Raw genomic sequence first — 19,353 nt, forward strand, 5'->3', positions numbered from 1 at the left:
TAGCTATAAGCTATTAGCTAATTTATGCTGCCTGTGGAAATAAATCAATTGATCCTTCCGACAGCTTGACGTACGCAATTTTGATATCGGCACGTTTCTTTGTCATCATTTTCTTTCCGACTCTTTTTTCTTTTCCTTTTCGGATTGCAATACGGACACTTTCGACTGTTACTTTAAACAACTCTTCTACAGTCTGCGCAACCTGATGCTTATTAGCCTGTGTGTTCACCTCAAACTGATACACTTTATTTTGTGCCAGCTGCGTGGATTTCTCCGTTACCAGAGGTCGGCTTAAAATATTAGTTATTTTCATTTTTCAAAAAATGATTTGTTAACACCGTTATTGCATTATCAACAAAAATGACTTCGTTGTGGTTGATGACTTCATATGCATTGACTGTTGTTGCCTGTGAGATATCGGCATTTTTTATATTTCTTGTAGAAAGGACTAATGCATTCTTTTCTACCTTCGGCATAACAAGAAGTACTTTACCTGTCACTTTCATCGCCTTCAATGCACTTGCAACCGTTTTTGTTTTCGGTTCTTTTGTCATTGACTCTGCATCAAGAACTTTAATTGTTCCTTCTTTTGCTTTTTGACTCAGAGAAACGAATAAGGCTTGTTTTTTCTGTTTTTTATTCATGGAAAGAGAAAAGTCTCGTACCAAAGGTCCGAACGTTGCTCCTCCTCCGCGGAACAAATTTGCTTTTGCTGTACTGTGACGTGCTCTACCTGTTCCTTTTTGTCTGTATATTTTCTGCATTGATCCCGTCACATCTGCTCTTGTTTTTGCTGAAGCATTTCCCTGTCTTTGATTTGCCTGGTACACCCGGACATACTGCGCAAGCAGTTTGCTGTTCATATCCTGTCCGAAAATTTCTTTCGGCAATGCTTCGGTTTTTGCTGACTTTCCGTCAAGTGCGAAAACGGGAGCTTCCAGTTTTGCTGTTTTTGTCGTTTCTTTTTTTGCTTTAGTTTGTACCATGACTGTAATTAAGAAATATCTTTTGTTTTTACTTCTACAACACTTCCTGTGTTGCCGGGAATAAGTCCCTTGACTGTTATTGAATTTTCACTGACTGCAAGAACCTGCAGGTTTTGGACTGTGATGCGGTCTCCGCCCATCTGTCCTGCCATTCTCTGTCCTTTGAATACTCTTCCGGGGGTTGTCGTGGAACCGACTGAACCCGGAGCACGAAGTCTGTCTGACTGTCCGTGAGTTTTCGGTCCTCCTCGGAAATTATGTCTTCGGACAACACCCTGGAATCCTTTTCCTTTAGAGGTTCCCGAAATGTCTACGATATCTCCTACTGTAAAAATGACTTCAGGCTTCACTTCATCTCCGATAAACAATTTCTGTTCACTGATCTGGACTCCTTTTTTCCCTTCTTCTTCTACGAATGTTACTGCTTTCTTATCAAGATCCACTCGGATCTCTTTTAAAAAGCGAAGCGGGGTTTTGATCCCCGCTTTTTTCAGTTGTCCTTCTACTGGTTTGGCGATATTTTTTCGTGTTCCGAAACCGAGTTTGATAGCTGCATAGCCATCTTGTTCCGGTGTAAAAATACCGACGACAAAACAGGGAGAAGTGTTGATGACGGTCACAGGGACCATAACACCTTCAGGTGTAAACATTTGTGATTGCGAATTTTTCTCTCCGAGTATAAAACCTGCCATGTTTTTATTTAACTTATGTGTATTTTCTAACTCTATACAAAAAAAGACCCCAGATTGGGGCCGTTATATCAGGCTTCAATCTGGTTAAATTAGAAATGTAACTGTTTCTTACTAACCATTAACAATTGCATGTGTTTAGAATTATATACTATAGTTACGCTTAGTTCAAGCTATATTTGCTATGTATATCCGCAATTTTGCTTGATCTCATATCAAAACGCAATCTCTTCCTCAATTTCTTTCTTTATCTCAATTGTCAAAATGGAAATCTCCAAAAGAGAACTCTTGGAGCTTTACATCTGTACAATTGTACAGAATCCGGCGCGCCTTACATCTTGACGGCAACCTCAACTCCGGCCGGGAGTTCAAGATGCATCAAAGAATCAATAGTCTGATTCGTAGGATTGACGATGTCAAGAAGACGTTTGTGGATTTTAAGCCCAAAGTGTTCTCTTGCATCCTTGTCGGTAAATGGCGATTTGTTCACCACATACACTTCCTTTTTTGTAGGCAAAGGAATAGGTCCTATGATGGAAGCACCTGTCTTTATGGCTGTATCAACCAGCTTCTGACAAGTCTCATCGATCAGACGATGATCGTATGACTTAAGCCGTATTCTTATTCTTCCTTTAGGCATATTTAAAAGTGCAAAGATTAACTGAAATCAGTTGGGCGGCCTTTTGGCCGCCCTAACTGAGATATTGGTTATTTAATGATTTTGGTAACAACACCAGCTCCTACCGTGTGTCCACCTTCGCGGATTGCGAATTTAAGACCTTCTTCAAGAGCAATAGGTGCAATAAGTTTTGCTTCGATCTTGATGTTGTCGCCAGGCATGACCATTTCTACGCCTTCTGGGAGTTTGACTTCTCCGGTCACATCCGTTGTTCGGATGTAGAACTGAGGTCGGTATCCTTTGAAGAACGGTGTGTGTCGTCCGCCTTCTTCTTTCTTAAGAACGTAAATTTCAGCTTCAAACTCTGTGTGAGGTTTGACTGAACCAGGTTTTGTGATGACCTGTCCGCGTTCCACATCTTCTTTTTCGATTCCTCGAAGAAGAAGTCCTGTGTTGTCTCCTGCCCGTGCTTCATCAAGAGTTTTTCGGAACATTTCGATTCCTGTTACGACTGTTTTTGTACTATCCTTGAGTCCGACGATTTCGATTTCTTCGTTGACTTTGAGGATTCCGCGTTCGACTCTTCCTGTGACGACTGTTCCTCGACCTTGAATGGTGAAAACGTCTTCAACCGGCATAAGGAACGGCTTGTCTGTGTCTCTTTTCGGTTCCGGGAAGTAATCATCGACTGCTTTCATCAAGTCTTCGATTGCTTTTGTTGCTTCCGGATCATCTTCAAGAGCTTTAAGTGAAGAACCGCGAATGACGGGTACTTCATCTCCCGGATAATCATATTTCTTCAAAAGATCACGGACTTCCATTTCGACGAGGTCGACGATTTCCTGATCTTGGACCATATCAATTTTGTTTAAGTAAACGACGATTGCCGGTACATTGACCTGATTGGCAAGAAGGATGTGTTCTCGAGTCTGAGGCATAGGACCGTCAGGAGCTGAGACTACAAGAATAGCACCGTCCATCTGAGCTGCTCCGGTGATCATGTTTTTGATGTAATCAGCATGTCCCGGGGCATCAATATGTGCATAGTGTCTTTTTTCTGTTTCGTATTCTGAGTGATGAATATTGATGGTGACCCCGCGTGCTTTTTCTTCGGGAGCCTTGTCAATTTCTTCATATTTCATGTCCTTTGCGAGACCTTTCTTTGAAAGGACGTGATGAATTGCTGAAGTGGTGGTAGTTTTTCCATGGTCGACGTGACCGATGGTACCGATGTTAAGATGGGGTTTATTTCTCTGAAATGTGCCCTGTGCCATAGGTATGTATAATTACAATTGATAAATAAATAGATGCCAAAACGTTATTATAAATGATACCACAGAAAATACAAGAGGTATACTTATGTAAGGCCAATAATATAAAGTATTCCAATAAAAGTCAAGAGAATGTATGAGTTCCATACATATGGCACTCTTTAGGTAAAATAGATAATAGGTAATCCATAGGTGAAATATTGTTCAGGCTTTTGTGAACTCGCTTTGTATTGTACCAGACGAGGTATTCAATAAGGTGACGATTGAATGATCCGATACCGGTCCACTTGGTATAGATGTAGGGGTTCATAAATTCTTCCTGGAGTGTTCTGTTTGCTCGCTCAATAAAGGCATTGATCTTGGGACATCTGGGGTAGATAAAGAGGTGTGGGATATTGTTTTCTTCCAGATAGTCATGGAAGTTTCCCAGATACTCGAGGCCGTTATCTGTTTGTATGGTTTTTATACCATCTTGTATTGGGTATACTAGTTCCAGTCTTCTCATAAAATCAGCACCGTTTCGGCTGTTGAGTTTTGAGTATCCGTAGGAGAACTGGAATTTGAGTTTGATGTCCACTGCATTGAAGACATACAGCTTGATTCCGTGTACAAACTTCGTGATGGTATCAATCTCAATGTATCCGGTATCTTCCACCTTGGGAGACCGCTTGACCTTCTGTCGGTACTTTACTTTCCGTTTTGCAAAGCCACTTGCTGGATTGTGATAGATCCGGTAGGTCTTGCGCTGCAGGTTGTGTCTTTTGATCACTTTTCCAATGGTTGACTCAGATATAGTTGAAATTCCTTCCTGTAGGCAATACTCATCAAGTAAGGGCTTGATCTTCTCCTTTCCCAAACAAAAGTATTGTTCTCGAATCTCTTTGATAAAGGATATGACCTTCGGGTGAGTCTCCATACGTCGGGGTGTCTTTGGCTTGGTTGTCTCTGGTATCAGGCTATCCAACTGCCCTTCTGAATCTCGCCGTCTCTTCCTCCATCGAAACAATGTCCTTCGTGATATCCCATATGCATCAACTGCAGCTTGTATCCCGTACTTCTCTGCAAATGTCAGAACATCGTTTCTGATTTGTGCTACATCTGACTGATTGTAGTCTGATAGAGATCGTATCTTTTTCATAAGATCTCTATTGTACTGCCAGTCATAACTCCTAATTACTCGAAGCTGATCTCCTCCCCATTTACTCATAGATGTTAGTTCCCTATGAGTGCCATATCTTTCGTAACTTATTCAGAGAAAAATGAATCCTTTTTAATATATGTATATATAAAGAGGGTCTGTATTTATCCGAACTCTAGTGCTACAATGTGACCACTATGGCAACCGACTCGGTAAAACTGAATACATCGCAACAGCAGGCTGTCGAATACCACAAAGGACCGCTTCTTATTGTGGCCGGAGCCGGTACCGGCAAAACGACTACACTCGTCGAAAAAATCAAGTATCTCATCAAGAATGACCATGCAAAGCCTGAGGAAATTCTTTGCCTGACTTTCACCGACAAAGCGGCCTATGAAATGGAAGAACGTGTAGACCGTGCCATGCCGTACGGATATTTTCAGATGTGGATCTCGACATTTCACAAGTTTGCAGACGAAATCCTGCGCGACGATATTTATCATCTCGGACTTAATCCAGGTTATGATCTGATGACTCAGGCACAGTCAATCCTCTTTCTCAAAAAAAATCTCTTTCACCTCAATCTCAAATACTACCGTCCTGTCAGCAATCCCACAAAATTTGTCGAAGGGCTGCTGCAGCATTTCTCCAGGCTTCATGATGAAGATATTTCTCCTGAGGAGTATAGTAAGTGGGTAAAAAAACTTTCGAAATATTCTCATTCCGTCCGCCGGCTGGCGGATGATCCGGAATCCAGGAACAAAAAAACTGGATCCCTGGTCATGCCTGGGATGACAACGGAACAAAATATAAGCACTGAAGAAATCCAGCAATACCAGGAACTTTCCGATGCATACGCTACCTATCAAAAGCTCAAAATCGAACATGACGTCATGGATTTTGACGATCTTATTTATTATCTGATCAAACTTTTCCGGGAAAGACCGAATGTTTTAAAGCAGTATCAAAACAAATTTAAGTATGTATTGGTTGACGAATTCCAGGATACGAATATCGCACAGTACGAACTCATAAAGCTCCTCTGTCCCATAAAAACCAATCCGAATTTGACCGTCGTCGGAGATGATTCTCAGGCAATCTATAAATTCCGCGGAGCATCTGTCTCCAACATTATGACCTTCATGGAGGACTATCCGCAGGCAAAGCAGATAAGTCTTGTAGATAATTACCGATCCAATCAAACCATACTTGATCATGCCTATAATCTCATCCAAAACAATAATCCCGATACCCTTGAAAGTAAATTGGGTATCTCAAAAGAGCTGGTCGGACATAAAAAAAATATAAAAGAAGCCGTACAGTTTGAGTTGTTTGCACACGGTGATCAGGAAGCGGATTGGATTGCAGAGTGTATCGCCGGTTACTTGCAGGATAAAACCTATACCTTCCAGGATTTTGCAATTTTGGTAAGAGCGAACAATCACAGCGATCCGATCATCAATGCCTTGAAGCGTGAAGGTATTCCCTTTCAGTTTTTAGGGCCGGGAACGTTATTTAAGCAACCTGAGGTCAAAGATCTGATCGCTTATCTGCAAGTTCTCGCTGATCTGAATGATACAGTTTCACTATACCGCGTTCTTTCCATGGATCATTTCGGAATTGATGAACAGGACCTGGTTCTCTATCTCTCCTTTGCGAAAAAAATTTCCCTTTCTCTTTTCCAGTCACTTGAAGTGGCACTTTCCTTTTTCCATGAAGATTGGTGGAGAGAGGAGTTTGAAGTTTATCGCGAACATTTACCGCTCGTAAAAGAAGAAACAAAAGAGAAACTAATCCAGATAATCTCCATGATAAAAAAGCATCTCACCCGACTCCGCAAGGATTCAGCCGGTGAGATCGTGTTCCAGTTCCTGGAAGATACCGAATACCTCAAGAAACTCAGCAATCCTGAAAATGAGTATGATCAGCGAAGAACATTGAACATAACGAAGTTTTTCCAGAAACTAAAAAGTATGGAGAATGAAATTGAAGACAGTTCGGTTTTTGCCGCAGTCGAGTATATCAATATGAGTCTGGAGATGGGTGAATCTCCTTTGGCATCCGAGTCTGATGCGGTTCAGACGAATGCTGTAAATATTCTCACGGTGCACGGTGCAAAAGGTTTGGAGTTTCCTGTCGTTTTTCTCCCGAATCTTATAAACGGCCGTTTTCCTACCCGCCGCAGACGGGAACAGATTCCGATACCTGATGCTCTGATAAAGGAGACAATGCCGAGCGGAGATTATCATATTCAGGAAGAAAGGCGGCTGTTTTATGTGGGGATCACCCGTGCAAAAGACAGGCTCTTTTTGTCCGCTTCTGAAATATACGGTGAAGGAGTACGGAAACAACGCATATCGCCGTTTGTAGCCGAAACAATCGGTGCCGAAAAAGTCACCGGCAAATCCGCAAAGCAATCCGAACAAAAAGAACAGCTATCCATTTTTGATTTTAAGAAAAAGGAAGAAGATCCTCCGATACCAATCCCGACCGAGGTTAAAAATCTTTCATACAGCCAGATCAGTACCTATGAACTCTGTCCCCTGAAATACAAATATCAGTACGTACTGAAAATCCCGACAGGACCCCACGGTGCGGCTTCATTCGGAAGCTCTGTGCACAACGCTCTGCAGAAGTTCTATCAGTTGTTTACGAAAGACAATGAAGTCGGGCTCACACATCTTCTGAATCTGCTTGAATCTTCCTGGATCCCGGTCGGCTATACCTCCCGGGAGGAACAGACGAAACAAAAAGAAGAAGCACGTCAGATGCTCGAAAACTATTTTCATTCTTTTCATACTCCTGAGATTGCAGTCAAAGATCTGGAGAAACTCTTCAAAATCAAAGTAGGAAGTGATGTATGTCTTACCGGAAAAATTGATCGGGTGGATGAAAAGGCTGACGGAGCGATCGAGATCATCGACTACAAAACCGGCAACATGCCTGATGAAAAGAAACTCAGGAAAGATATGCAGCTTGCCATATATGCAATGGCTGCAAATGACTACGGATTGTATCGCAAACCGATTGAAAAAATTAACCTTTCCTTCTACTATCTCGCCCATCGTGAAAAGGTAACGGTTACAAGAAACGAAGAAGATATTCACGATGTGAAGCTGAAAGTCAGAGAGATTGCTGATAAAATCCGCATGGGAGAGTTCCCGGCACGTACCGGTCCGTGGTGTGCACGGTGTGATTTCAGAATGATCTGCGAAGCCTGGCAGTGAAAGTAATAATGAGTGTTACGCAAACGTACTTCGTTGTCATCCCGGACTTGATCCGGGATCCAGTGTAATCCTGAACTTTGAGCCAAAGGCTCATCGTTTTTTGGACGGGTTTCAGGATCTTCTATACCTCAACACTACTTCATCATCCAGTTTCTCGACATTCAGAAGTTCAAACTGAGGCACTGCATCGGAAGGGAACAAAATTCCTTCAGTCATCGTGAGAGTTTTTCCCGGTAGCGATCCGAAGATCTTCGGTGCAATTGTGAGATGGACTTCGTCGAGTACATTCTCTTGAAGTAACTGCGCGATCAGTGTCGGGCCGCCGTCAATGAATACGTTTTGATGACCTTTTGAGTTGAGATAACGGATAAGATCTGCAATCTGTACATGCCCTGCGCCTTCTGTGACCTTTTCAACATTAAATGCCTGACTTACTTCACCGGTAATTTCTGTAGATGAATTCGTCAAAATCGTCGGTTTATATCCGTGATCGTTTGCAAGTTTCGATGCCAACTCTTCATCAGGGGAGGTTGTCAGAATGATAAACTCAGGAACACCTTCTTTGCCGATCTCTTTCCTGAATCCCTGATACATCTCATCATTGATCGTACGGATCGTGTATTTTCCGAATTGCATCGCGGTATTTTTTGCATCCACGATCGCATCGGCATGAGCTCTCAGATAGGTAAAATATTCGTAATCCTTTTTTGATCCGATCGGCCAGTATCCTTTCTCTTTTACGATAATCTTCCCGTCGATACTCGATACAAAACTGGTGAACATATACGGCCGGTTTGCGGGTTTTTGAAAATCAAATGGTTGACGTGTCATGTTGTTTTTTACTGGTTCCCAGGTCAAGCCTGGGATAACAGACAAGTAAATTAAATATATTATAACTGTCATCCTGAACTTGATTCAGGATCCAGTTTTATTTTATCATTTCTTTATAAAGATCATTCCATTGCGGATTTTTCGACTCGATTAGCTCTAATTTCCAGGCTCTTTTCCAAGCTTTTAACTGTTTTTCACGCCTTAAAGCTCGATTTACATCATTAAATACTTCATAATAAACGAGAATATGTACGTTATACTGAGCAGTAAATCCTTTCACTATTTTATTTCTATGTTCCCAAGTACGTTTAATCAGATCAGAAGTAACTCCAATATAAAGTGTTCCGTTGCGTTGACTTGCCAATATGTATACAAAATATGTTCCCATTATTGTGCTGGATCCCAGGTCAAGCCTGGGATGACAATGCACCTGTAAAGAATTTCAAGCGGATTATAAACATTAACTTCTCCCTTAGTTCACAATCACCTTCGATTTTTTTGCATCCTTTTTCAGCCAGTTCACACCGATATAGACAAGAGGTGTCTCAATGACGGACATCGAACATTTAAGAAGCCAGTACGGCAGAATCAAACTGAACAAGAAGGAAACATTCTCATCAAATCCGCGATCCAGAGAATAAAATGCCAAGGTCATAAAGAGCGCAGTATCAATAAACTGTGCAATAAAGTTCGAAGCATTGTTCCTCAGCCATAACTTACTTTTTCCCATTCTCTTTCTGATTTTGCTGAAAATCGCAATATCCAGAAAGTCGGCAACTGCAAACGCAGTCAGACTTGCGATGGTAATACGTAATGATTTTCCGAAAACAGAATCATAGGCCGCTTCACTCTCCGCAAATCTGCCGGAAGGGGGAAGAGAGATCGAAAGAACGATAAAGAGCATCAACAGAACGATCATCGTGAGACCCGTTCGGACAATACTCCGTGCGCGCTCCGCTCCGTATACTTCAATAACAACGTCATTGATGGTAAACAACAACGGAAGAAGGAATATTGCAACACTGGCATTCAAAGTATACGTCCCGAAAGTCACAAGAGGAAATGTTTTGGCACCCATCAGTTCCGAAACGATAATCCCGAAAATGTATACTCCAACCAGAAGATCCATTTTTTGAATGTTGAACATAAAAGCGATTATATCACGAAGTCATACAGTCTTCTGTATGTTTTCTTCATTTTGTTCAATAAGCGTGTGAATTTGCCGATACAGTTCCGCTATCAAATAGAGTGAACCCGTAATGACCAACATGGTATTTGGTTTTTTTCGTGCCTGATGAAATGCATCAATCACAGGAACTATTTTCTGAATGTTTCCGACATGATATTTTCTTGAAAGCATAAGTTCGATATTTTCCGCAGGCTCCCCTTCCATCGGCAGGACTTGCTCACTGAAATCAAATCTCGTCACATACACAGTGTCTATGATAGGAATAATGTATTTCAACATTGAAAGGTAGTCTTTGCCGTGTTTGAACGCAATCAGAAAATCGAATTTAGTGTTGGGGTGTTTCTTTTTCAGACTGCGGATAAATGCGGACATTTTCTGGGGATTATGCGCTCCGTCAATAATAATTCTTTTCCCCTCAATGACTACCTCATCGAATCGACCCGGTGTACGAACCGAATTGAGGACTTCACGAACAATCCGCTCATCAAGTGCAAATCCGTCACGTACTGAAGTCTCATGTACGGCAGATAACGCCAGGCTTGCATTCTCTACCTGAAATAATCCGTTTAGTGAAAGAACAATGTTCTTCCAGTGAACGGTCTTATAGTGATAATCAAACATAAGTTGGCCGTTCTTGGTCTTAATGTTTCTGAATGTCTCCCCGGGTATCACCGTACTGAACTGTGCATCCATATTTCGTACCCGCTCTTCCACAACTTTCTGTGCTGTCGGCCGCTGTTTGATACTCACGGCAATATTTCCTTTATGAATAATATCTGCTTTCTGACCTGCAATCGCTTTCAGTGTTTTCCCCAGAATATCAATATGATCCAGACCGATTTTACTGATGACTGCGATCTTGTTTTTACTGTTTGCAACATTGGTGGCATCAACACGACCGCCAGCCCCGGTTTCCATGACTGCATAATCCGCTCCTTCTTTGAAAAAAATATAGTAAGCAAGCACAATCATAATTTCAAAAAATGAAGGATTCCCGTACTCAGTATCTGCCATTTGATGTATGGCCGGAATCATTTCATTTATGTACTGAAGGAATGTCTTTTCGGGAAGTAACTGCTGGTTGATCGATGCACGCTCACGGATATCATACAGATGAGGAGAAATACTGACGCCTACTTTCATCCCGTGTCCCTGTAGCAAACGGCTGATGATGGCGACAGTTGAACCCTTTCCTGAAGTGCCAGCAACATGGATGACTCTAATCTTGTTTTGAGGATCACCCATAAGTTTTGCCAGCTGAACGACTCTCTGAAAACTGAAGTCAGCCGACTTCTGCTCAGAGTTTGACTTTCTGAAAGAAAAAAGATAATCCTGTGCTTTCGTGAGTGAGGTAAACTTCATCGTCAGATACTTAACTTACATTGCCTCTAGCTTCAATAAGATCAACAACATTTGCCCATACTTTCTTTCCGATAATTTTCTCGGACTGCGGTGATACTTCAAAAGCAATATTTACTTCTTCAAAGTAATAATTGCCTTTCACATCCCTCACAAAGTCAATACCTGCAAGATCTCCTTGCACCGCATCAAGTACGCATTTTGCATACTGAACAAGTCGTGTATCAATACTATCATATTTTGTGATTGACCCTCCCCTGCTGAGATTTGTCAGAAAGGAATGCTGCGGTGCATTGCGATAATAGGCTTTCTCTACTATCGGCTCACCCGTCTTTGCGTCACGGGATACGATAATACGGATATCCCTATATCGGTTTTTCAGTTTCTTTTCTTTTTCTATGGTTTTTTGGATCATGATCGGTTCTTCATTGGAGAAGGAATGAAGAAGAAGTCTGAGTTCACGCTCATTGGTGACATGAAATACTCCTTCTCCGCGGCCGGAATCCGGTTTTTTGATTACACAGCTTCCGTCCTTTTGGATCATTTTCATTGCCTTCGATTCTGCAATATTTTTGTCAAAAGCGACACATGTTTCCGGGTTTATGTCCGTTTTAATATTATTCTCTCTGAAATATTTTTCTACCTGCAGGTGGGTTAGGTATTTGTCCTGTCCCATAATGATGTAGTGTAAACCGTTTAAAATGGGAACATTTTTGTTTTGGTATTCGGTCAGGTATGTCAGATATGCCGCAAAAATCGGCTCTGACAGTGACGACAATTCCGGTCTTGCCAAAATGACATCAGGTGTTTCTCTTTTCGTCATTTTTTTGCCGTACAGCACCCGCCTCGGATCGATAATCCTGACACTGTGCCCGCGTTTTGTGGCAGTTCTGATAATACATTGTTCGACACGTCCCACTTTGTCGTGTTTGAGAATATGGATATTCAATTTTTTCATAGTAATCATACAATTTAAAACTGACCGATTGTCATTATATTTATTCTTATTTTGAGCGGAGTTACCAATACTATAAGATAAATGCTGAAAAATCAAGTTGTATTATTTGAACAGTTTTGATACCCTTTATTCAGAATATTTTTTCCAAATTATTCCAAACCCATGGTGTAACAAATCTTTCTACAACCAACCTTCATTATTGATAATTTATTTTTACTCCTATGGCACACCAAGATAAACAGATTTACGAGCTTATCGAAAAAGAAAACTACCGTCAAAAAACGGGAATCGAACTCATTCCGTCTGAAAATTATGCCTCAGAGCATGTCCGCAAACCGCTTTCATCATCATTTGTAAATAAATACTCCGAAGGCTATCCGAAAAAGCGCTACTACGGCGGCAATGAAAATGTTGACGAGGTTGAGCTTATTGCTCAGGAACGGGCTAAAAAATTATTCGGTGTCGAATATGCCAACGTTCAGCCATATTCAGGCTCACCTGCCAACTTCGCAGTCTATATGGCAACTTGTCAGCCGGGTGACACAATCATGGGACAGGCACTTGTGACGGGCGGACATCTCACCCACGGCGCACACGTATCTTTCAGCGCCACTTATTTTAACAGCGTCCAGTATGGTGTTCTGCAAGAGAAACGTGAGAAAGACGGGCTCTTTGATTTTGCCGCTATCCGAAAACTGGCACTTGAGCATAAGCCGAAACTTATCTGGGTCGGAGCATCAGCCTATCCGCTGCAAATTCCTTTTGAGCGGTTTGCCGAAATCGCCGACGAAGTAGGTGCCTATCTTGCGGCCGATATTGCACACATCGCCGGCCTGGTGGCAGGCGGGCAGCATCCCAGTCCAGTTCCGCATGTCCACATCGTCACAACAACAACACACAAAACACTTCGCGGACCCCGCGGAGGCATCATAATGGTGACAAAAAAAGGGCTTGAAAAAGATCCTGAGCTGCCCCAGAAGATCAATAAAGCAGTATTCCCGGGTCTTCAGGGAGGTCCTCATGACAATCAAACTGCAGCCATTGCTGTCGCCCTTTATGAAGCATCTCAACCAGATTTTAAAAAATATGCGGCGCAGATCGTCAAAAACGCTCAAGCTCTCGCGAAAACATTGAAATCAGGCGGTATCAATCTTGTCGGCGAAGGATCCGAGAATCATCTTATTCTCGCTGATCTGACAAAAACTCACGGAGCCGGAGCAGGGTATTTTGCCGAATATGCTTTGGATGCTGTAGGTTTGACCATGAATAAGAATACCGTACCAGGTGAACAAAGCTCACCCTTTTATCCGTCAGGTATTAGAATGGGTACCCCTGCTGCAACAACACGGGGAATGAAAGAAAAGGATATGCAGTTTATCGGAAACATAATGCTGCAAGTCCTCGAAATCACCAAAAAGTACCGATTGCCTGATACAAAAGAAAAAAGACTTCCGTATTTGAAAACTTTTCGGGAAGAAATCAACGCACATTCTAAACTCAAAAAGCTGAAAAAAGAGGTCGAGCAGATGGCAGTAGGGTTTGATATACCGTAAAAAACCAGTGCAGGTTGTACCTGGTACCTAGTATAATATACTCATGATTAAGCTACTGATTGCCGCAGATATAGTTATGGCAGCGGCATTCGCATGGGTGTATCGGTTCCTCCCGGAACAGCTTCCGATTTTCTACTCCAAACCCTGGGGAGAAGCACAAATTGCCGATAAATGGTATATATTCCTGTTGCCTGTTCTGATGCACGGTATCTTTTTCCTGAATTCTGCCGTATCAAACAGGTTCTTTTCGGATGCTCCGCAACTTAAGAAACTCATGAATGTCGCCAATGCATTTTTTATTCTTAGTTTTACGGGAGTCTTTTTGAAGATCCTGTTTCTCATCACCTGATGTTTACCACCGCAGTTATTATTATCGGCGCCTCTGCACTTATATCGTACCTTACGACACCGTTTGCCATCCGGGTGGCAAAAAAATACAAATTGATGACCGACGTCTCGACCCGCACCCATCCAGCACACACCCATACCGGCATTATTCCCCGCGGAGGCGGAATTCCGATTTTCATCTCCCTTCTCGTGTGCAGTCTTATTTTTCTACCGATGAATAAAATAGTTTCCGGGATATTGATTGCAAATGCGTTCCTGCTTATCCTCGGATTACTTGATGACAAATACGATGTCTCCCCGTATCTGAGGTTTATTATGAATCTGACAATTTCTACAATGGTTGTTGGTTTCGGATTGGGTATTCCTTTCATCTCCAATCCTTTCGGGGATGTCATCCAGCTCAATATATGGAAACTTACGTTTGATTTTTTCGGTGTGCGGAATATTCTGATTTTGGCTGATATTCTTGCTGTTGTCTGGCTTTCATGGATGATGAATATGGTCAACTGGAGTAAGGGAGTAGACGGACAGCTTCCCGGTTTTGTAGCAATAACGGCGCTTTTTCTCGGAATTTTATCGCAGAGATTTGTCGGCCATGACATCAGGGCAGAAACGGTTATGATTCTTTCATTCATCGTATCAGGTGCATATCTCGGCTTTTTGCCGTTCAACTTTTTCCCGCAGCGGATAATGCCCGGGTACGGCGGCGGTTCCATGGCTGGATTTTTGCTGGGAGTACTTTCGATTCTTTCATTCGGGAAAGTAGGAACTGCAATTCTGGTACTTGCTATTCCGATGATTGATGCTGTTTACACTATTATCAGACGGCTGCGTCATAAAAAATCTCCCTTCAGGGCCGATTGGGGTCACTTTCATCACCGCCTCATTGAGATCGGCTGGGGAAAGCGTCGTATTGCGGTCTTTTATTGGACTATTTCGCTTATTCTCGGCATTACCAGTCTTTTTCTGTCCGGAATTGAAAAATTTATAGCGTTTATAACTGTCGGGATTGTCCTGGTTGTTTTTATCATTGTTATTGACCGTATGAAAAAGTTGAATGCACAATACAAACAGCTATGAGTAACATCGTTGTCGGTATTTCATCCGGAATTGCCGCATACAAAATCGTTGATCTGATCGAGATACTTTTGAAAAAGAATCATGCAGTTGATGTGATGATGACACAAAAGGCATCGTACATGATCTCTCCCGGGAAAATTGAGGAGATGACGGGAAGACAGGTCTATATCAATCTTTTTGAAGATAATTTTTCGTATGAACGGGTGCTGAAAAGCCGGAAGGTCGATCATATTGAGCTTGCAAAACACGCAGATGTTTTTGTCATAGCACCGGCAACTGCCAATATCATAGCCAAAATGGCAAGCGGGATCGCTGATGATTTTCTGACAACTTCTCTTCTTGCAACCAGCTCTCCTGTTCTGATCTGCCCTTCGATGAATGACGTCATGTGGTATCATCCGGCGACACAGCACAATCTGAGGAGGCTTGAATCGTTCGGCTATGAAGTCTTTTCTCCTGCTTCTGGTTCACTTGCGTGCGGTACGGAAGGAATCGGAAGACTGCAGGAACCAAAAGATATTGCTCATGAGATTGATCTTGTCCTCAACCGTACACAAAAACTCAGGGGGAAAAAAGTACTTGTCACTGGAGGAGGAACAATCGAGCCGATTGATGATGTCAGGGTGATAACGAATCGCGGCTCTGGAAAGATGGGGAAAGCTCTGGCAGAGATTTGCTATCGATACGGCGCCGATGTGACATTCATACACTCCGAACAATCAGTAAAATCTCATCTTCCGATCAGATCAATAGTATTCCACAGCACTCAGGAACTTGCAGAGATCATTGAAAAGGAAGTCAAGGATGCTGATATTATGTTCCATACTGCAGCAGTATCCGATTTTACGGCCGAGAGATACAAAGGGAAAATAGAAAGTACGGAAGATATTAATGTCGAACTGAGGCCTACACCGAAAATCATAAATAAGGTCAAGAAATGGAATCCCAAGATCACGCTTATCGGTTTCAAAGCAATTACTTCAAGCAATGAAGATGAAATTCAAAAACAAGCTACAAAACTCTTCGAAAATGCTCATGCCGACACCGTGATCGTCAATGACGTCAGCCGTCATGATATCGGATTTGAGTCAAACGAGAATGAAGTCTACGTCGTAACTCCTGATAGAAAAATTACAAAACTTGAAAAAGCGAGTAAGATCCACATCGCTGAGGAACTGCTGAAAAAACTTCTGTAATAAGACTAAAAGCAGCACTGAACAAATTTTTCCTTTCGTGCGCAGAAATCTAAATTTGTGAATGAAGTGGATGTTCGAGCTGACAGGAATAGGCGAGTTCACTTCTGAACAAATTTTTGGTTACCAGCACGTATAAAGACTTGATTTATTCCTCGAGCGTTCCTTTAAAAAGATACATACCTTCTTCGTGAGTGAAACGTACCGATAAACCGGTTTCGTCGTCAGTATACACATGTTCCCGGGCATCATTAACAATTGTTGTGCCCACCAATGCAGTCGCTTCATCATTGAGATACGGGACTCCTTCTTCTCCTGTGACAATCTCACGTGTGCGCAGACTTTCTTCGCCCTTTTTCAGCCGTTCAGCCGTGGTGTCTGTCGGAGATAACCCGTAGTCTCTAAACTTTTCATCGTCCGTAACGCCGTAAAGAACAAGAATAAAAAGTAATTCGTCTTCTGTAAGTGAAAGTGAGTACATATTTTTTTTGAATAGTAACACGGTAATAATACCATATGAAAAGAACTTGAAAACTATCTTTACAAGTGACAAGGTATAATATAAGTCCCATGAAATATTTTGTTAAAACATTCGGCTGTCAGCAGAATGTTGCTGATTCGGAGCGCATAGCCCAGGCTTTTGCCGCAAGGGGATTTACCGAGGCCCGCGACTATGAAGATGCTAACTACGTCATCATCAACACCTGCATGGTCCGTGAATCCGCGGAAAACCGGGTCTACGGACTGGTAAACAACCTGGGCACAATCAAAGCACAGAAATCAAAAAATAATGAGCTTTTTAAGATTATTGTGACAGGATGTATGGTCGGCATCGCATTCCGTGACAAAACCGGAAAATTCCTTTCAAAGATCAGAAAAGCCATGCCCAATGCAGATGAATTCATGCCGATTGAAGAGGTCGGATTCGACAGTGAGCCGGTCCGTCAGGATCATCATCAGGCATGGGTCCCGATCTCCAACGGCTGCAATAACTTTTGTACATTTTGTATCGTACCCTTTACCAGAGGCCGTGAGATCAGCCGTCCTTATGAAGATATCATTGAAGAATGTCTCCATCTGAAAGCCCGCGGTTACAAGAAGGTTACTCTTCTCGGTCAGAATGTTAACTCATACGGTGCGGATCTTATTCTCGGAAAAGAAAATGTGCAGGTCATGCGCGATATTGAAAAAACATATTTTGACCCTTCTTCGGTCATCCTAAACCAGACCGAAGCGAAAGTGAAGGGTCCAACACACAAAATGGATTCTTCGGTTTCACCCCAAAATGACAAAGATTTTTCCATAACCTCAATCCGTGCTAAATTTACTTACAACGGTCGCAATGTCGAACCTGTATATGTGAAACACCTCGGTAAAATGCGTATACCCACACTGTTCCCCTATCTTCTTGAGGATATTGCCCGCATGGATTTTGAGACCGTCGATTTCGTCTCTTCGAACCCGTGGGATTTTTCTGATGAACTTATCGACATGATTGCAAAGTACCCGAACATTACTCGAACCATTCATCTGCCCGTCCAGTCAGGAGATGATAATGTGCTCAAGCGCATGAACCGATGGTACACGGCAGATGACTATCTCAACATTATCGAAAAGCTTCGCACGAAAGTTCCTGAGATCAAATTCACAACCGACATAATCGTCGGATTCTGCGGTGAAACGGATGAAGAGTTTGCAAACACCGTCAAATTGGCTGAAAAAGTCGGATTTGAAAAAGCATATCTTGCGATGTACTCAGAACGGCCTATGACGGCAGCCACCAAAGTAATGACGGACGATGTACCTCATGCAGTCAAGAAGGACCGCTGGAAAAAACTTGAAAGGATAATCAACGGATATTGATTTACTCTGAACTGAATTCTTACAAAACCTTCACCCAATTCAAGCATGATAGGGTTATCATAGCTGTTATGATGCACCTTCTTTCCTACATAAACCCAATGAAACGCTTAGGTATACGTGAGTATTCTTTTATTTTTCCCTTGGTGACACTTGCTGTCGCAGCTGTCTTAAATGAACTGTATGCTGTTGTACTTCTGCAGGATCCTGAAGCTGTCGGTTCTACTGCTATCTTTGTGTTTTTGTTCTTAATCATATATTTTTCTTTCCATGACGGGAGAAAAGGAGGATTTATCGCAGTAATCGGAACGATCAGTTACTACATATATATTATTTAGGCTCTAGACTAGCACATTAACAATTTGTAATAGTTCATTGTAAAGGATCGATGGGGATTTGCTCCATCTCCATTCACACTCTTTCAAGTGTAATGGAAAGTTTTTCTTTACACCATTGAACTTAACGAGACGTCTTTTACAAAAGGACCAGAATGACTCTATGCCATTGATATGGACCCCTTTTGTATTTGAGAACTCATTTTTCTTGTGATTGATTCTCAAATGTTTGTCATACCCGACATCAACAAGTCCGTTGTATCCGCTCCACGAATCTGAATATACAGTACTGTTCAAGTCAATCTTTCCCTTCATAACAGCATGTAGCGTTCTTCTTTTACAGTTTGGAATGATACGAGTAAATACACGTCCTTGACGCTCATATATCCCAAATACTACCTGCTTAAATGACGTCCCACGACCTCTTTTACTTGACTTGCCTCTCATCCTTCGAGGTCCAAAGTATGATTCATCAATTTCTATCTCACCACCAACATATCGTTGCATCTGGTGCACTTGGTGATGATATATGAGTTGACGAATATTATTGTAATATTTGTTGACTGTATTGCGGTTGAGACCCAAAATACCAGAGGTCTGTGTAGCACTCAGATCGTGTGCAAAACACCATAGTATCTTTTTTCTCTTGTATTTTGATATCGGCCTATTGTTACAAACCATACCTCTAGTTTAGCACTACTCTGCTAGTCTAGAGCC

The 19,353-nt window shown here is 42.1% G+C and carries 20 protein-coding genes; 7 read left to right on the forward strand and 13 right to left on the reverse strand.

Going from position 1 to position 19,353, the window contains the following annotated elements; genetic code table 11:
* Positions 1 to 22: 22 nt before the first annotated feature.
* The 6 genes from rplW to IPM65_07595 all read right to left on the reverse strand — a co-directional run bounded on the left by rplW (position 23) and on the right by IPM65_07595 (position 4,772).
* Positions 23 to 313, reverse strand: a complete 291-nt coding sequence (gene rplW, locus IPM65_07570) for a 50S ribosomal protein L23 (protein QQS43962.1) — start codon at positions 311 to 313, stop codon at positions 23 to 25.
* Complete coding sequence (rplD, locus tag IPM65_07575) at positions 300 to 986, reverse strand: 50S ribosomal protein L4 (GenBank protein ID QQS43963.1); 687 nt, start codon at positions 984 to 986, stop codon at positions 300 to 302. The genes rplW and rplD overlap by 14 nt, the downstream gene beginning before the upstream one ends.
* Before the next feature lie 8 nt (positions 987 to 994).
* Positions 995 to 1,678 (reverse strand): 50S ribosomal protein L3, encoded by a 684-nt coding sequence (rplC, locus tag IPM65_07580; protein ID QQS43964.1) that lies wholly within the window; start codon positions 1,676 to 1,678, stop codon positions 995 to 997.
* A 328-nt stretch (positions 1,679 to 2,006) separates the two neighbouring features.
* Positions 2,007 to 2,315: a 30S ribosomal protein S10 gene (gene rpsJ, locus IPM65_07585; protein QQS43965.1), complete on the reverse strand. Its 309-nt coding sequence runs from the start codon at positions 2,313 to 2,315 to the stop codon at positions 2,007 to 2,009.
* 68 nt (positions 2,316 to 2,383) lie between these two features.
* Positions 2,384 to 3,568 carry an elongation factor Tu gene (gene tuf, locus IPM65_07590; protein ID QQS43966.1) on the reverse strand — a complete coding sequence of 395 codons (1,185 nt, stop codon included), beginning with the start codon at positions 3,566 to 3,568 and terminating at the stop codon, positions 2,384 to 2,386.
* Positions 3,569 to 3,689: 121 nt separating this feature from the next.
* Complete coding sequence (locus IPM65_07595) at positions 3,690 to 4,772, reverse strand: transposase (protein QQS43967.1); 1,083 nt, start codon at positions 4,770 to 4,772, stop codon at positions 3,690 to 3,692.
* 128 nt (positions 4,773 to 4,900) lie between these two features.
* Between IPM65_07595 and IPM65_07600 the strand changes: the two genes are divergently transcribed.
* The gene (locus IPM65_07600; protein ID QQS43968.1) at positions 4,901 to 7,930 is read left to right on the forward strand and encodes an ATP-dependent helicase; all 3,030 of its coding nucleotides are present in this window, start codon (positions 4,901 to 4,903) and stop codon (positions 7,928 to 7,930) included.
* Between the two features lie 111 nt (positions 7,931 to 8,041).
* Here the strand turns inward: IPM65_07600 and IPM65_07605 are convergent, their stop codons facing one another.
* The 5 genes from IPM65_07605 to IPM65_07625 all read right to left on the reverse strand — a co-directional run bounded on the left by IPM65_07605 (position 8,042) and on the right by IPM65_07625 (position 12,267).
* Positions 8,042 to 8,761 (reverse strand): RibD family protein, encoded by a 720-nt coding sequence (locus tag IPM65_07605; protein ID QQS43969.1) that lies wholly within the window; start codon positions 8,759 to 8,761, stop codon positions 8,042 to 8,044.
* A 97-nt stretch (positions 8,762 to 8,858) separates the two neighbouring features.
* The gene (locus IPM65_07610) at positions 8,859 to 9,149 is read right to left on the reverse strand and encodes a GIY-YIG nuclease family protein (GenBank protein ID QQS43970.1); all 291 of its coding nucleotides are present in this window, start codon (positions 9,147 to 9,149) and stop codon (positions 8,859 to 8,861) included.
* An 84-nt stretch (positions 9,150 to 9,233) separates the two neighbouring features.
* On the reverse strand, positions 9,234 to 9,908 hold the full coding sequence (locus IPM65_07615; GenBank protein QQS43971.1) for a queuosine precursor transporter: 675 nt from the start codon (positions 9,906 to 9,908) through the stop codon (positions 9,234 to 9,236).
* A gap of 21 nt (positions 9,909 to 9,929) precedes the next feature.
* Complete coding sequence (locus tag IPM65_07620) at positions 9,930 to 11,312, reverse strand: hypothetical protein (GenBank protein ID QQS43972.1); 1,383 nt, start codon at positions 11,310 to 11,312, stop codon at positions 9,930 to 9,932.
* Positions 11,313 to 11,322: 10 nt separating this feature from the next.
* Complete coding sequence (locus IPM65_07625; protein QQS43973.1) at positions 11,323 to 12,267, reverse strand: hypothetical protein; 945 nt, start codon at positions 12,265 to 12,267, stop codon at positions 11,323 to 11,325.
* A gap of 221 nt (positions 12,268 to 12,488) precedes the next feature.
* On the opposite strand from IPM65_07625, the gene IPM65_07630 reads away from it, so the two are divergent.
* The 4 genes from IPM65_07630 to coaBC are packed head-to-tail and all read left to right on the forward strand — an operon-like array spanning position 12,489 to position 16,444.
* Positions 12,489 to 13,820, forward strand: a complete 1,332-nt coding sequence (locus IPM65_07630; GenBank protein QQS43974.1) for a serine hydroxymethyltransferase — start codon at positions 12,489 to 12,491, stop codon at positions 13,818 to 13,820.
* Between the two features lie 43 nt (positions 13,821 to 13,863).
* A complete protein-coding gene (locus IPM65_07635; protein QQS43975.1) occupies positions 13,864 to 14,169 on the forward strand; it encodes a hypothetical protein in 306 nt (101 codons plus the stop codon).
* The gene (locus tag IPM65_07640) at positions 14,169 to 15,248 is read left to right on the forward strand and encodes an undecaprenyl/decaprenyl-phosphate alpha-N-acetylglucosaminyl 1-phosphate transferase (protein ID QQS43976.1); all 1,080 of its coding nucleotides are present in this window, start codon (positions 14,169 to 14,171) and stop codon (positions 15,246 to 15,248) included. The genes IPM65_07635 and IPM65_07640 overlap by 1 nt, the downstream gene beginning before the upstream one ends.
* The gene (gene coaBC / locus IPM65_07645) at positions 15,245 to 16,444 is read left to right on the forward strand and encodes a bifunctional phosphopantothenoylcysteine decarboxylase/phosphopantothenate--cysteine ligase CoaBC (GenBank protein QQS43977.1); all 1,200 of its coding nucleotides are present in this window, start codon (positions 15,245 to 15,247) and stop codon (positions 16,442 to 16,444) included. Before IPM65_07640 ends, coaBC begins: the two co-directional genes overlap by 4 nt.
* Positions 16,445 to 16,589: 145 nt before the next feature.
* On the opposite strand, the gene IPM65_07650 is transcribed toward coaBC, so the two are convergent.
* Positions 16,590 to 16,922 (reverse strand): hypothetical protein, encoded by a 333-nt coding sequence (locus IPM65_07650; protein ID QQS43978.1) that lies wholly within the window; start codon positions 16,920 to 16,922, stop codon positions 16,590 to 16,592.
* Positions 16,923 to 17,011: 89 nt separating this feature from the next.
* Between IPM65_07650 and IPM65_07655 the strand changes: the two genes are divergently transcribed.
* Together IPM65_07655 and IPM65_07660 are read left to right on the forward strand one after the other, a co-directional pair.
* A complete protein-coding gene (locus IPM65_07655) occupies positions 17,012 to 18,304 on the forward strand; it encodes a radical SAM protein (GenBank protein QQS43979.1) in 1,293 nt (430 codons plus the stop codon).
* Positions 18,305 to 18,402: 98 nt separating this feature from the next.
* The gene (locus IPM65_07660) at positions 18,403 to 18,639 is read left to right on the forward strand and encodes a hypothetical protein (protein QQS43980.1); all 237 of its coding nucleotides are present in this window, start codon (positions 18,403 to 18,405) and stop codon (positions 18,637 to 18,639) included.
* 3 nt (positions 18,640 to 18,642) lie between these two features.
* Here the strand turns inward: IPM65_07660 and IPM65_07665 are convergent, their stop codons facing one another.
* Positions 18,643 to 19,317: an IS1595 family transposase gene (locus tag IPM65_07665; protein QQS43981.1), complete on the reverse strand. Its 675-nt coding sequence runs from the start codon at positions 19,315 to 19,317 to the stop codon at positions 18,643 to 18,645.
* Between the last annotated feature and the right edge of the window lie 36 nt (positions 19,318 to 19,353).

It is taken from the genome of Candidatus Roizmanbacteria bacterium, from assembly GCA_016700135.1.
In the GTDB taxonomy this organism is placed as follows: domain Bacteria; phylum Patescibacteriota; class Microgenomatia; order UBA1406; family GWC2-37-13; genus UBA1450.